Genomic DNA, 13,592 nt, shown 5'->3' with positions numbered 1-13,592 from the left:
GCGGCATCCTCGTCATCGCCATGTTCTACGGCACGGGGCTGCACGTGGAGTGGCTGCTGGCGGCGCTGGGTGTCACCGCGGTGCTGGTGGCGTGCAACAAGTTCTACGTGCGCAACGGGCTGATGTACGCGGTGCTGCTCGGCGCGCTCTGGTACACCATGCACCACGGCGGCGTGCACGCCACCATCTCGGGCGTGGTGGTGGGAATGATGATCCCCGCCCGGCCCGTGCGCCGGGGCCGCCTGGTCCTCGAGGAGCTGCACGGGTTCATCGGCCAGCTGCTGCGCGAGCCCGAGGACGAGACCTTGCGCACCAACCAACTGCTGCACATCGAGGAGCAGCTCGAGGACATCGAGCCGCCGCTCACCCGCTTCGTGCACATCTGGCACGGGTGGTCCGCGTACGCCATCGTCCCGCTGTTCGCGCTGGCCAACTCGGGCATCTCCCTGGCGGGGATGAGCCTGTCGGATGTGCTCCAGCCGCTGCCCCTGGGGGTGGTGCTCGGCCTCTTCGTGGGCAAGCAGCTGGGCATCTTCCTCTTCACCTGGGTGGCGGTGAAGACGGGGCTGGCGGACATGCCGGGGCGGGCGGGGGCGATACAACTGCATGGCGTCTCGGTGGTGGCCGGCATCGGCTTCACGGTGGCGCTGTTCGTGGCGGGGCTGGCCTTCGCCAACGAGCCGCACCTGCTGACGGAGGCCAAGCTGGGCATCCTGCTGGGCTCGCTCCTGTCCGCGGTGGTGGGCTACCTGGTGTTGCGTTTCGGACCCACGCCCCGGCCCCAGACGGCGCCGGTCACCGGCACCACCTCCGGGGCGGCCTGAAGCCGGCGGCACCGGGCCTTCTTGGGGTTTGCGGGCGGGGCGGGCCCGTGGAAAGGTGCCGGCCACCGTGCTCCTCCAGGATTTGAACCGCGTCCGGCAGATTGGGGTCATCGCAGCGCGCCACGGCTTCGGCGAGTGGCTGGAGCGCGCGGGCTTGTGGCGTCAGCTCGGGCGGCGGGAGAAGGTGGAGGTGTCCCCCGAGGCCCAGCGCGCCTCCACCGCGCGCCGCTTCCGGATGCTCCTCAATGATCTCGGCCCCACCTTCGTGAAGCTGGGGCAGATCCTCTCCACGCGCGCGGATCTGCTGCCGGCCGAGTACATCGAGGAGCTGGCCACGCTGCAGGACAACGTGGAGCCCGTCCCCCTGGAGGACGTGTACGCGCAGATCCGCGAGTCGCTGGGCCGCGAGGTGGACGAGCTCTTCAAGCAGATCGATCCCCAGCCGCTGGCGGCGGCCTCCATCGCCCAGGTGCACCGGGCGGTGACGCTGGAGGGCGAGGAGGTCGTGGTGAAGGTGCAGCGGCCGGGGATCGCCGAGCAGATCGACTCGGATCTGGTGGTGCTGCGCTCGCTGGCGAGGCTGCTGGAAGCGGTGGTGGAGGAGACGGGCATCTACTCGCCCACGGGGATCATCGACGAGTTCGACCGGGCCATCCACGAGGAGCTGGACTTCGTGCACGAGGCGTCGAACATCCGGGCCTTCCTCGAGAACAACCGCAACCGGCCGTACATGAAGATTCCGCGGGTGTACGACGGGCTCAGCAGCCGGACGGTGCTGACGATGGAGTTCGTCCGCGGGGTGAAGATCAGCCAGGCGGAGCTGTCGCCGGAGGACCGGCGGGAGGTGGCGGGCCACATCCTGGACGCGAGCTTCCGGCAGCTCTTCGAGGACGGGCTGTTCCACGGAGACCCGCACCCGGGCAACCTGCTGGTGCTGGAGGGCAACCGGCTGGCGCTGCTGGACTTCGGGGTGGTGGGCCGGCTGTCGCGCGCCATGCAGGAGACGCTGGTGATGCTGGCGCTGGCGGTGGCGCTGAAGGACAGCGACTCGGTGGCGCGCATCCTCTACCGGGTGGGCGTGCCGGACGCGCGGGCCAACCTGGCGGGCTTCCGCGACGACATCGAAGGACTGCTCGGCAGACACCTGCCCATGACGCTGGGCCAGGTGGACGCGCGCAGCCTCATGCGGGAGCTGTTGGACCTGGCGGTGAAGTACCGGATCCGGATTCCGAAGGAGTACGCGCTGCTGAGCCGGGCCTCGGTGTCCACCGAGGGCATGCTGCGCAGCCTCTACCCGGACCTGAACATCCTCGAGGTGGCGATGCCGTACGCCAAGGAGCTGCTGGCGGACCGGTATGATCCGAGCCAGCTCCAGGGCGGACTGATGCGCACGTTGCTGCGCTTCCAGTCGCTGGCGCAGGACCTGCCCACGCAGCTGTCGCAGATATTGCTGGACCTGGAGTCGGGGAAGTTCAGCGTGACGGTGCGGGCGGAGCAGTTCGACAAGCTGAACGACAACCTGCGCAGCGCGGCGATCGTGATGTTCATGGGCCTGTGCGCGTGCGGGCTCATCGTGGGAGCGTTCATCTCGTTCGCGCAGACGCCGTGGCAGTACCACGGCCTGCCCGTGCTGGGCCTGCTGGGCATCATCCTGTCGGCGGCGATCTTCGGCGCGGTCTTCACCTGGTACCTGTTCGGCAGACGCTTCGGGAAGGTCCGGGTGAGCCGCTGGCTGACGAAGAAGCGGCCAGCCCACCGTAAAGGGTGACCTCGGGCAGTGACTCCCCAGGTGGTCCTTCAAAGGGGCAACGCCTTCTGGTTGAAGCAGGGGCGTGCTCATCCTCCCACGCTTCTACTCGACCTCCACCACGGCCCGGCTCGAAACCCGGGCGCGGCAGCTCGGTCTGCGCCTGGGCATCTCCTACGGCGAGGGCGACCGCTGCGATCGCTACTTCATCGTCTCGGTGAACGGGAAGAAACTGGAACGCATGGTGCCTCTGGGATGGACGGGACCGGAGGCCGAGCAGGCCCTCGTGCAGTACGCGAAGGACATGCACGCGTCGAAGTGAACCCACCGGGTTCCCTCCCGCCCTCGCGCACCCTGCCAACCCGTCACGTCCGGGGCTGGAAGCGACCGCTCTGGTAGCCTCCGGCGCTTTTCGGAGGCAGGCTGGATGCTCGACGGAAGCGGCGGACAGGGTGCTGCTGCATGGCCGGGGTTGGCGCCCGGTACGGTGGTCGCGGGTTTCACCATTGAGGGACTGCTCGCCAGCGGCAGCTTCGGCACCGTGTACCGGGCCAGGCGGGAGGGCCGCCCCTTCGCCATCAAGCTGGTGTCCCTGGCCCCTCGCGGAGACCGTGAGGTGGACGCGCTGCGCCGGATGCGGCACCCGAATGTCGTGGGCTTCCACGGCTATGGCCTCTGGCCAGAAGAGCAGCCGCATTCCCTGGTGCTGGCCCTGGAGCTCGTGGAGGGCCTCCCGCTGGACCAGTGGGTCCAGGAGGTGAATCCAACCGCGCTCGATCTGGTGGGCCGGGTGCTGTTGCCGTTGGCGCTCACCCTGGCGGACGTGCATGCCCTGGGCGTGGTGCACCGGGACGTGAAGGAAGCCAACATCATCGTGCGGCAATCGGACGGGCAGCCCGTGCTGGTGGACTTCGGCGCGGCGGGCCTCGAGGGGGCCCCCCGCCTGACGCAGTGGATGCCACCGGGCACCCCCGAATATCGCAGCCCCGAGACGCTGCGCTTCGGCCGGCAATGGGAGGGCGAGCCCTACCAGATGGGGCCGGCAGAGGACCTGTGGGCCCTGGGGGTCGTCACCTACGGCCTGCTGACGCGCATGCTTCCCTTCGGGGACCGGCACGACCCCGGGATGGTACGCGCCATCCTCGAGAAGACGCCCCCAGCGCCAGATGAGCTCAACCCGCGAGTCCCTCGCTCCTTGAGCGAGCTGTGCATGCGGATGCTGGAGAAGGAACCCGAGGACCGGTACGCGGATGCCAGGGCGCTCGCGGAGGCCCTCTCCACGGCGTGGAGCGAGGCGGACCGCGCCTGGCGCGTGCCCCTGTTCCCCGAGGTCAGACGCGAAGAGGCACCAGCCCCTCCCCCACCCCCGCCTCCCGCTCCAGAGGCGCCAACCCAGCAACAGACACCCACGCCACGGAGGATGATCTGGCTCGCTCTTGGCGCCGCCCTCCTGGGAGGAGTCTTGATTCCTTCCGCCCAACGTTCCGGGTCGTCCTCCCCCCCAAAAACGCAACAAGCCAGTGCTCGCCAGGAATTGGCTCCTCCCGAGGTGACGGGAGAAGTTGGCCACGTCGCGGGACCGCAAACGTCACCTCCCCCCGCGCCCGTCGCCAGCGCGACGCCAACCCAGGAGCCCAAGATGATCAAATCCCAGAAGGTCCGTTCCGTCGCCGCCACCCTCTTGACCGGCGCCGCCTGCATGGGGGCCGGATGCGCGAGCATTCCGAAAGAAAAGGAGGGGCCCCTTCCGAGCTCGCCATGCCCGCCCGGTTCGGAGGAGGGCCAGAAGCAACTCGGCATCGAGCCGGGTGACAACATGCGCATCGAAATCCCCGCCAATGATCCTCAAGGACTCACCACCGAGATTTCGGAGGGCGCGGTCATTGCTCGAGTGATCACTCCCAGGGGGAAGGTGCCGTCGGACGGCCTCGTGTACGGCGAGTTCATCTTCAGGAAGAACCATGTCTATGGCCACTTCACGCGCGCCCAATTGCAGAACGGGGAGCTCGTGACGGTCTGCATGGAGTTGGCGACGTCGCGGGGGATTGGTATCGCGAAGGAGCCCGGCAGCACCTCCAAGAAAGCCATCGTCAAGAACATCATGAGCGTCGCAGTGGTGTCGAGTTTCGATTAGGCCGCGCAGAAAGATCCTCACCGTGCTCCCCACCCTTCCCTTTCTCCTGTCCCTGGTTGTCCTTCAAGGTGCTCCTGACCTGGAATTGGCAGTCGCGTGTGAGGACTCACTGCGAATCGATTTGACGTTGACACCCTCGACGAAGGCTCGGGAGATATGCGTCAGCCCGGGAATGATGACGGGCTTCCTCTTCGACACCATCCCGGGATCATGGGAGTTACAAGAGGAAGTCCGTTTCGTGGAGGTGCTGCGCGGCCAACGTGGCATCAGCTTCGTGCCACCCAAAGACATGATGCCTGGAGAGCGCTTGCGGCTGACGGTCCGTTTTGGAGCCGCAGCCTCCCAGGAGGTCATCACCTTCTTCCTGGTGGCCCACCGGGGACAAGCCACCCGGCAGGTCGAGGTGTATCGAGACAGGCGCCCTCAAGAGTCCTACCAACAGGAGGCCCAGGAGGAACGCGCGAAGAATCAACAACTCCGCAACGAGAACCAACTGTTGCGGACTCAGCTGGAACGGGTACAGGGACTCCGGAGCCTCATTGCCAACACCATCGTGGGGCGGTCCGGGGTCCAGACCCTGGAGCTGCCAGTGGACAAGATCAACATCCCAGCCGGAGCCGTGTTCTTCGACAGCGCCACCAGCTACCGCGCAGACAAGACCGCGGTAGTGGAGATGTGGCTGAGGAATTCCAGCTCAGCACCGTGGAAGACCATCCGGGCATCATTGCTCACCACCAACGATGAGGAAGTGCCCGGGATACAGTTCCTCCAGGTGGATACCGTTGCTCCCACCATGCGCCAAGCAGTCTACCTGGAAGTCAATGCAGGCAGGAAGAAACTACAAGGTGAGTTCAAGGTGGTGCTCTGGGATGAGACATCGCGAGTCATCACCCTTCCGCGGGTGAGGTTTCCGTAGGCCTCGCTTCTTGCGTGGCTAGGTGCTCTCGGGCTCCACTTCCGTGTTGATCTCGAACCCATCGGCCATCGAGAGCGGGTAGAGGGCTCGATGGTTGACGTTGGGGTGATACACCGCCAGGTAGAGTTCTCCGGAGATGAGCGCCCAGGTCCGCCTGGGTGGTGCGGATTGCGCACGCAGCCATGCCTCGGCTTCCTGGCGCGTGTCAAAAGAGGCAGTGGCGGTGGGAGGGCTGTCTTGCTTTAGACTGACGAGGTAGTACTCGAGGTCGCGAGAAGGTGGCAGGTAGCGGCCGTTCGTCTCACGATCATACGCGACGGTGTGGTACCTGCCCGCGATCAGGATGCTGGCGCAGTGAGGAGGACTCGGGTGGTTCTTCAGCCAGGTCTCCGCCTGCTCACGTGTATCGAAAGAGGCGACCACTCGGGGTGGCTCGTTGGAATCGAGTTCCTGGAGATAACGGTTGAAATCGTCGAGCTGTCCAGTCGAGGCGATGAAGCGGAGCGCGTCGATGATGACGAGGGCCAGCGCCCGTTCTGGCTCTGACCGGAGTTCGTCGCGGCTCCGCTCGAAGAAGCCCTCTGCGGCGAGGTCCCGGGAAGGTTCGTGCATCGCAGGTACCCTGTCTGTACCGGAGGGTGAACGCTCTCGAGACGGGTTCTCGGCCTGAAGTCGCTTGCGGTAATCCTCGAAGCGATAGGGTTGACCGGTGGAGCAGATGAAACTCAAGGCATCTCTTGCACAACCCAGGATTCGAGCCTGCTCGGGAGACTGCTCCTCCTTCCAATAGTGTCCGACAATCCGCTGTGCCTCGTTGAGGGTATCGAGGATCGTCATTGCGACACCTGCGCGGTGGCGGGCTCGCCCGAGGGACTCGACGAGGCCATCAGCATGACAGGCACGAGCACGAGAGCACCCGCCCCAGCTGAAACGGTGACGAAGACCACCCCAGCGATGACGACAGTGCTCCCCACGAGAACCTCTTCGCGGTGGCTCTTCAACCAGTCGACCGCATCGGCAATCACCGTGAACCTCTGAGGCTCGAGTTCACGCAGCCGGCAACAGTCGAGATAGGGCTGCATGCACTTCTTCCGGCAGAAGTCATACTTCCCCCCGCGCTTGCGATCGGGTGTGGTCACGTGCCCATATCCCGGGCGCATCCTGCTGCTCATGCAGGCATCCTCACACCCATCACGCTCTTGCTCACAGTCACGAGTCCAGGCGGCGGGGACGACTGCTCCAGCGACGCGCTGCTCGTTCGGGAGCGATGGGTACCGAGAGAAGTCGAGTTCCTCCAGGGGTTGCCAGGAATGAGCCACCTGCCCATCGGACATTTCCTCGATGATGAGCACGGATTGGGAAAGCTCGCCGGCTCCTTCGGGAGTTCTGGCCCCATGGCGGGTGGAGCTACAGGAGGCGAGTAGCAAACTGAGAATCGAAACCGCCAGCCACTGATGCATCAAGGAGGTACCCATGCGCTCCGGACTCTACAGCCTCCGCCGTTTGATCGAGCCCCAGAAGAGTGTCCACCAGACAACATTACCCGTCTTCTCGTTGATTCCGGGTCTGGCGGGCATTCATGCTTCCCTGCTTCGGCGGCGCCTCGCCGCCATTCAGGGGGAAATACCGCATGCGTACCCGGATGCTCGCCGCCAGCCTCGCGCTGGCGCTCACCGCCTGTGACACCGAGCCGATGGAGCCTTCCACCGGCCCTGGCTCCATCGAGGATGTCCAGGCGGCCCTCGCCGCCCTGCCCTCGGCCCAGGTGATTGGCGCTCACGAGGACGGTGTGCCGTACATGATTCGCGGCCGGCTCGGCACCTCGGGAAGCGCGCTCCGGGGCGCCTCCACCTCCGAGGCCCACTCGCACGTCAGCTCCGCCCTGTCCCGCATCACCCCCGTCTTCCGGCTCAACGCCTCCGACCTCGTCGTGCGCCGGCTCTCCGTGGACGAGCAGGGCCACACCCACATCCGCTATGAGCAGACGAAGAACGGGCTGCCCGTCGTGGGCCACGAGCTCATCGCGCACGTGGACGAGAATGGCGTCGTCTATGCCGTCAACGGCTCGGCCCGGGATGGCGAGTCCGTCCCCTTCCGCGCCCGCATCGCGCCCGAGGCCGCTCGCGCCACGGCGCTCGAGAGCACCCCAGGCACCGTCCAAGCCGAGGAGGTCCCGCGCCTCGTCTACGTCCGCTCCAGCGCGGATGGACGGCTGAAGCTCGTCTTCGAGGTCCTCGTGGCGGGCAATGACGGGGAGCAGCCCATCCGGGAGCATGTCTTCGTCAACGCCCTGGATGGCTCCATCGAGGAGCGCACCTCGGACATCCACGAGGCGCGCAACCGCCGGGTGTACTCGGCCAACAACACCACCATGCTGCCGGGAACCCTGATGCTCAACGAGGGAGGCATCACCACGGGCGATCCCGTCGTGGACAAGGCCTACGCCAACCTCGGCACCTTCTATGATTGCTTCAAGGCCAACTTCAACCGCGACTCGGTGAACAACGCCGGGGCGACGCTGACGGCCACGGTGCACTACGGCAACAACTACGTGGGCGCCTTCTGGAACGGCACCACCATGGTCTGCGGCGACGGAGACGGCGTCAACTCGGGCCCGCTGTGCAACGACATGGACGTCATCAACCACGAGTACAGCCACGCGATCATCAGCGCCGAGTCCAACCTCACGTACGCGCTCGAACCCGGCGCGCTCAACGAGGGCTTCGCCGACGTCTTCACCGCCTACTGCGAGAGCTGGAGCAACGCCTGGAGCACGAGCGCGGACGTCTTCAAGATCGCCGAGGACATATGGACTCCGGCCACCGCGGGTGACGCGCTCCGCTACATGTGCGATCCGGCACTGGACGGCGCGTCCAGGGACTACTACCCCGACCGCTACATCGGATCGTCCGACAGCGGCGGCGTGCACTGGAACTCGGGCATCGCCAACCTGGCCTTCTGCCTGCTGAGCAAGGGCGGCACCCACCCGCGCGGCAAGAGCACCACCCTGGTGCCGGCCACCGGCGTGCAGAAGGCCGGCGCCATCTTCTACAAGGCCAACTCGGACCTGATGACGGCCTCCACCAACTTCGCCCAGGTGAAGACATACACGGAGCAGGCGGCCGTGATGCTCTATGGCACGGGCTCGGCGGAGCACACCGCCGTCACCAGGGCCTGGGAGGCCGTGGGCGTGGGCGTGACGGTGCCCCCCGCTCCCGCCACCGCGCTCACCAATGGCGTGGCCCTCCTCAACCAGTCTGGCGCCGCCGGCTCGCAGAAGTTCTACTACCTGGATGTGCCGGCCAGCCGCCCGGTGTCCTTCACCATCAGCGGCGGCACGGGCGACGTGGACATGTACGTGAAGTTCGGCTCGCAGCCGAGCACCTCCTCGTATGGCTGCCGCCCCTACCTGAGCGGCAACAACGAGACGTGCAACATGGCCGCGCAGCCCACGGCGGGCCGCTACCACGTCATGCTCAACGGCTACAGCGCCTACTCTGGCGTTTCACTCAAGGGCACGTACTGACCCGCGGCTCGCGGGCTCCATGCCCACAGGTGTCAGCCTTCCGGTCTCGATGGTGAGCAACTGGTCCGACTGTTGGACCCGTTGGCACGCCGCGCGGCCGGAAGGCCCCCGTGCTTCCCGCGAGGCTCAGCTCCCCGCGAGCCGGGGCTTGTCCTCCTCGACCACGGACACGGACTCCCCACCGGAGCCCGGGCCGTGCTCGTCCGAGTCCCCGGAGCCACCCCGGAGCCGACCCAGCCGCGCCTTGAGCCGGTCCGCCACCACATAGAAGGCGGGCACCACCAGCAGGCTGAGCACGGTGGAGACGGAGAGGCCGCCCAGCACGGCCACGGACATGGGGGCGCGCGTCTCGCTGCCCGCGCCCAGCGCCAGCACCGCGGGCACCGCCGCCATCATCGTCGCCAGCGACGTCATGAGAATGGGCCGCAGGCGCACCGGCCCCGCCCGCTGCATGGCCTCCACCGCGTTGGCGCCCAGCTCGCGCTGCTGCAACGCGTAGTCCACGAGGATGATGGAGTTCTTCTTCACGATGCCCATCAACAGCAGCAGGCCGATCATGCTGAAGATGTTGAGCGTCGTGTTGGTGCCCCACATCGCGAAGGCCGCTCCCGCCACCGACAGCGGGAGGATGGTGAGCACCGTGACGGGGTGGAGGAACGAGTTGAACTGCGAGGCCAGCACCATGTAGGCCACCCCGATGCCCAGGAAGAGGGCGAAGAGGAGGCTGTCCATCGACTCCTGGAAGGCCACGCTGGAGCCGCCGAACACCACGCGCGTGCCGCCGGGCAGCTCCCGCGCCAGCCGCTGCACCGTCTCCATCGCCTCCTGCTGCGTGGAGCCAGGGGCCACGTTGGCGTAGATGCTGATGGCGCGCTCACGGTCCTTGCGGGTGATGGCCTGGAGCGCCGGACGCTCCTCCTGCGTCACCAGCGAGGAGAGCGGCACCAGCTCGCTCGAGGCGGTGCGCACCTTGAGGATCGACAGGTCCTCCGGCCGCGAGCGCTGATCCTTCAGGAGGCGCAGCCGCACGTCGATGCGGCGCCCGCCGCTGCTGTACTTGCCCACGCGCACTCCGCCCACCAGGGCGTTGAGGGTGGAGCCCACGTCCTGCATGGACACGCCCAGGTCCGCCGCGCGCGCCCGGTCCGGGGTGATGCGCAGCTCCGGCATGCCCACCTGGTAGTCCGTGTCCACGTCCACCACCTTGCCGCTCGCCTGGAGCTTCTCGCGCATGTCCGTGCTGGATTCGATCAGCCGCTCCCAGTCCGAGCCTCGCACGCTGAACTCCACCGGGAAGCCGCGCGAGCCGGTGAAGCCGCTCTGCGACAGATCCATCACCACCGCGCGCAGACCCGGGTACGAGTTGAGCTCCTTGCGCACCACCTGGCTGAACTCGGACATGGGCATGCGCTGGTCCTGCGGCAGCAGGGTGACGAACAGCATGCCGCCGTTCACCCCGCCGCCACCGCCGCCCACCACGGCGAACAGGCGCGTCACCTCGGGCCGGTTGCGGAGGAACTCCTCGGCCCGCAGGAAGAGGCGGTCCGTCTCGCCCACCGTGCTGCCCACCGCCGTCTGCATGCGGATCATCACACGGCCCTGATCCTGCGAGGGGACGAACTCGCTCGACAGGCTCTTGAAGGCGAAGCCGGACAGCGCCAGCAGCACCACCGCGCCGCCCAGCACCCACCAGGGCCGCTTCAGCCCCTGGGCCAGCACCTTGCCGTAGTGGTGCTCCAGCCAGGTGAAGGCCTTGTCCACGGCCAGCCCCACCTTGCTGCGGCCCTCGCGGCCCGTCTTGAGCAGCTGGGCGCAGCGCGCCGGCGCCAGGGTGATGGCCTCCACGTAGGACAGCAGCACCGCCACGCACAGCGTCACGCCGAACTGCAGGAAGAACTTGCCGATGACCCCCTTCATGAAGATGACGGGGATGAAGATGGCCACCACCGCCAGCGTGGCCGCCAGGGCCGCGAAGGTGATCTCCCGCGTGCCCTCGCTCGCCGCCGCCACCCGGTTCTTCCCCTCCTCCGCGTGCCGGAAGATGTTCTCCATCACCATGATGGCGTCATCCACCACGATGCCCACCGCCAGGGACAGGCCCAGCAGCGTGAAGGTGTTGAGGGTGAAGCCCAGGAAGTAGATGACCGCCACCGTGCCCAACAGCGACATGGGGATGGCGAGGATCACGTTCATCGTGCTGGAGAGCGAGCCGAGGAACGCCCAGCACACCAGCGCCGTCAGCAGACAGGCCAGCAGCAGCTCGAACTCGATCTCATGGACGCTCTCCTCGATGAACTGGGTGGAGTCGAAGTTGACGCCCAGGTCCAGGCCCTCGGGCGCGTCCTTGCGCAGCTCGGCCAGCTTCGCGCGCACGCCCTGGGCCACCGCCACCGCGTTGGCGCCACGCTGCTTGCGGATGCCCAGGCCCTGCGCGGGCTGGCCGTCCACGCGGGCGATGCGGCGCTCGTCCTCGAAGCCATCCTCCACCAGCGCCACGTCGGACAGGTAGATGGGGGAGCCGTTGCCCTCGCGCACCACCAGGTGGCGCAGCGTCTCCAGATCCAACGCCTCGCCCATGACGCGGACGTTGACCTCGCGGCCCACCGTCTCGATGCGGCCCGCGGGCAGCTCCACGTGCTCGCGCTGCAGCGCGGTGACGATGTCGGTGACGGTCAGCCCCCGCGCGTCCAGCTTCTGCGCATCCACCCAGATGCGGACGTTTCTATCCAGCGAGCCCCCCAGCGACACCTCGCCCACGCCCGGCACCGTCTGCAGCACCTCCTTCACCCGGTAGCGCGCGTAGTCGGAGATGAACTGCCGCGAGAAGGGGCCGGACACGCCCAGCCACATGATGGGGTTGTCCTCGGGGTTGCTCTTGGAGATGACCGGCGGATCCACGTCCCGCGGGAGGCGGTTCTGCGCCTGGCTCACCTTGGCCGTCACGTCCTGCAGCGCCTTGTCCACGTCGCGCGAGAGATCCAGCTCCACGGAGATGCTGCCACCGCCCTGGCTCGCCCGGGAGGTGAGGGCCTTGACGCCCTCCACCTGCATCACCGCCTCCTCGAGCGGCTCGATGATGTCCGTCTCCACCGCCTCCGGCGAGGCCCCCTCCCAGCTCACGCTGACGCTGATGACGGGGTAGTCCACGTCCGGGAACTGGCTGATGCCGATACGCCCGGCCGCCACCAGTCCGAAGAGGATGGTCGCCGCCATCAGCATCCAGGCGAAGACGGGCTTCTTGATGCAGACGTCCGTGATGCTCATCGGGCCACGCCTCCCGTGTTCGCTTCCTGGCGCGGCTCACCCGTGAAGGCGGGCTTCTGCTCCTCGGCGATCCGTACCCCGGCGCCGTCCTTCAGCGCCTCGCCCCCCCGCACCACCAGCTGCTCGCCGGGCTTCAGGCCCTCGCGCACCTCCACGAGTCCGTCCGCCGTGCGCAGGCCCAGCTCCACCACGCGCGCGCGCGCCTTGCCGTCCTGCACCACGAACGTCAGGAAGCCGCGCTCGCTGGGGCGCACCGCCGTCTGGGGAATGACCGGAGCTCCCTGGGCCGTGTCCACCGGCACCGTCACCGTGGCGAAGGCCCCGGGCCGCAGCGCCTTGGCGTCCTCACCGCGCACTTCGGCCGTCACCTTCACCATGCGGCTGGCCGGATCCGCCGCGTCCGCCACGTAGCTGATCTTCCCCATGTACGTGCGCGAGTCCGAGCGCACCGTGAAGCGCGCCGGCATGCCCGGCTTCACCCGCCCCACGTCCGACTCGGGCACCGTGAAGCGCAGCAACAGCGGATCCCTCCGCAGGAGCGTGGCCAGCACCGTGCCCGGCTGCACGTACTGCCCCGTCTGCACCGTGCGCGTCTGCAGCACCCCTTCCATGGGGGCCTTCACGTACGCGTCCCGTTGGTTGAGCTCCGCCTGATCCACCGCCGCCTTCGCCGCGCTCGCATCCGCCGCGGCGGTGCGCGCCCGGGCCTCGGCCGTGTCGATCTGCTCGGCCGGCAGCAGCCCCGGCTTCGCCTCGTTGGCCGCCGCGCGCCGGCCCGCCGCCGCGTCCGCCTCGGCCTTCGCCGCCAGCGCCTTCTCCAGCGAGGCCTGCGCCGCGCGCACCGCGATGCCGTAGCGCGCGGGTTCTATCTCCGCGAGCACCTCGCCCTTCTTCACCGACTGGCCCTCCATGAAGCGCACCTGCTCCACCACGCCCGCCACGCGCGCGGTGATCTGCACCTGCTCGAAGGCCTCCACCGAGCCCACCGCCGAGACGACGTACTCCACGTCCCGCGACTCCACGGGCCGCACCTCCACGGGGAATTGGATCGGTCCACGGCCACCGGGGCCTCCGCCCTTGCCGCCACCCTGTGCCGCTGGAGCGCCTCCCGACGGCTTGCCACCACACCCCGTCCCCAGGACGAGCGCGGCGCCCAGTGCCCATGTCACCACACGCATCTT

At 67.7% G+C, this 13,592-nt stretch carries 10 protein-coding genes; 6 read left to right on the top strand and 4 right to left on the bottom strand.

Translation table 11 applies throughout. The annotated features are described in order from the left end of the window. The 5 genes from Q664_RS07350 to Q664_RS07330 form a co-directional block, all read left to right on the top strand. The coding region (locus Q664_RS07350) for a Na+/H+ antiporter NhaA (protein ID WP_043391449.1) at window positions 1-824 on the top strand (824 nt) is incomplete at its 5' end. Between the two features lie 67 nt (window positions 825-891). Then, window positions 892-2,592: an ABC1 kinase family protein gene (locus Q664_RS07345; protein ID WP_043391448.1), complete on the top strand. Its 1,701-nt coding sequence runs from the start codon at window positions 892-894 to the stop codon at window positions 2,590-2,592. A gap of 64 nt (window positions 2,593-2,656) precedes the next feature. Next, window positions 2,657-2,893: a hypothetical protein gene (locus Q664_RS07340; protein WP_043391428.1), complete on the top strand. Its 237-nt coding sequence runs from the start codon at window positions 2,657-2,659 to the stop codon at window positions 2,891-2,893. A 105-nt stretch (window positions 2,894-2,998) separates the two neighbouring features. Continuing rightward, entirely contained in the window at window positions 2,999-4,705 is a 1,707-nt protein-coding gene (locus Q664_RS07335) for a serine/threonine protein kinase (RefSeq protein WP_084609595.1), read from the top strand. A 22-nt stretch (window positions 4,706-4,727) separates the two neighbouring features. Continuing rightward, on the top strand, window positions 4,728-5,621 hold the full coding sequence (locus Q664_RS07330) for a DUF2381 family protein (RefSeq protein WP_075207364.1): 894 nt from the start codon (window positions 4,728-4,730) through the stop codon (window positions 5,619-5,621). Window positions 5,622-5,639: 18 nt separating this feature from the next. Here Q664_RS07330 and Q664_RS07325 read toward each other — a convergent pair whose 3' ends face one another. Further along, entirely contained in the window at window positions 5,640-6,458 is an 819-nt protein-coding gene (locus tag Q664_RS07325; RefSeq protein ID WP_043391421.1) for a hypothetical protein, read from the bottom strand. Continuing rightward, window positions 6,455-6,973 carry a hypothetical protein gene (locus Q664_RS60635; RefSeq protein ID WP_235216590.1) on the bottom strand — a complete coding sequence of 173 codons (519 nt, stop codon included), beginning with the start codon at window positions 6,971-6,973 and terminating at the stop codon, window positions 6,455-6,457. The genes Q664_RS07325 and Q664_RS60635 overlap by 4 nt, the downstream gene beginning before the upstream one ends. 278 nt (window positions 6,974-7,251) lie before the next feature. Here Q664_RS60635 and Q664_RS07315 point away from each other — a divergent pair, with 278 nt between their 5' ends. Beyond that, on the top strand, window positions 7,252-9,147 hold the full coding sequence (locus Q664_RS07315) for a M4 family metallopeptidase (RefSeq protein ID WP_043391416.1): 1,896 nt from the start codon (window positions 7,252-7,254) through the stop codon (window positions 9,145-9,147). 126 nt (window positions 9,148-9,273) lie between these two features. Here Q664_RS07315 and Q664_RS07310 read toward each other — a convergent pair whose 3' ends face one another. Together Q664_RS07310 and Q664_RS07305 are read right to left on the bottom strand one after the other, a co-directional pair. Continuing rightward, window positions 9,274-12,411, bottom strand: coding sequence for an efflux RND transporter permease subunit (locus Q664_RS07310; protein ID WP_043391414.1), 3,138 nt, complete (start codon window positions 12,409-12,411; stop codon window positions 9,274-9,276). Continuing rightward, window positions 12,408-13,589 (bottom strand): efflux RND transporter periplasmic adaptor subunit, encoded by a 1,182-nt coding sequence (locus Q664_RS07305; RefSeq protein ID WP_043391445.1) that lies wholly within the window; start codon window positions 13,587-13,589, stop codon window positions 12,408-12,410. The genes Q664_RS07310 and Q664_RS07305 overlap by 4 nt, the downstream gene beginning before the upstream one ends. Between the last annotated feature and the right edge of the window lie 3 nt (window positions 13,590-13,592).

The organism is Archangium violaceum Cb vi76 (assembly GCF_000733295.1).
Taxonomy (GTDB): domain Bacteria; phylum Myxococcota; class Myxococcia; order Myxococcales; family Myxococcaceae; genus Archangium; species Archangium violaceum.
The sequence above is the reverse complement of the archived record's forward strand: the minus strand, read 5'-3'. Positions and strand labels throughout refer to the sequence as shown.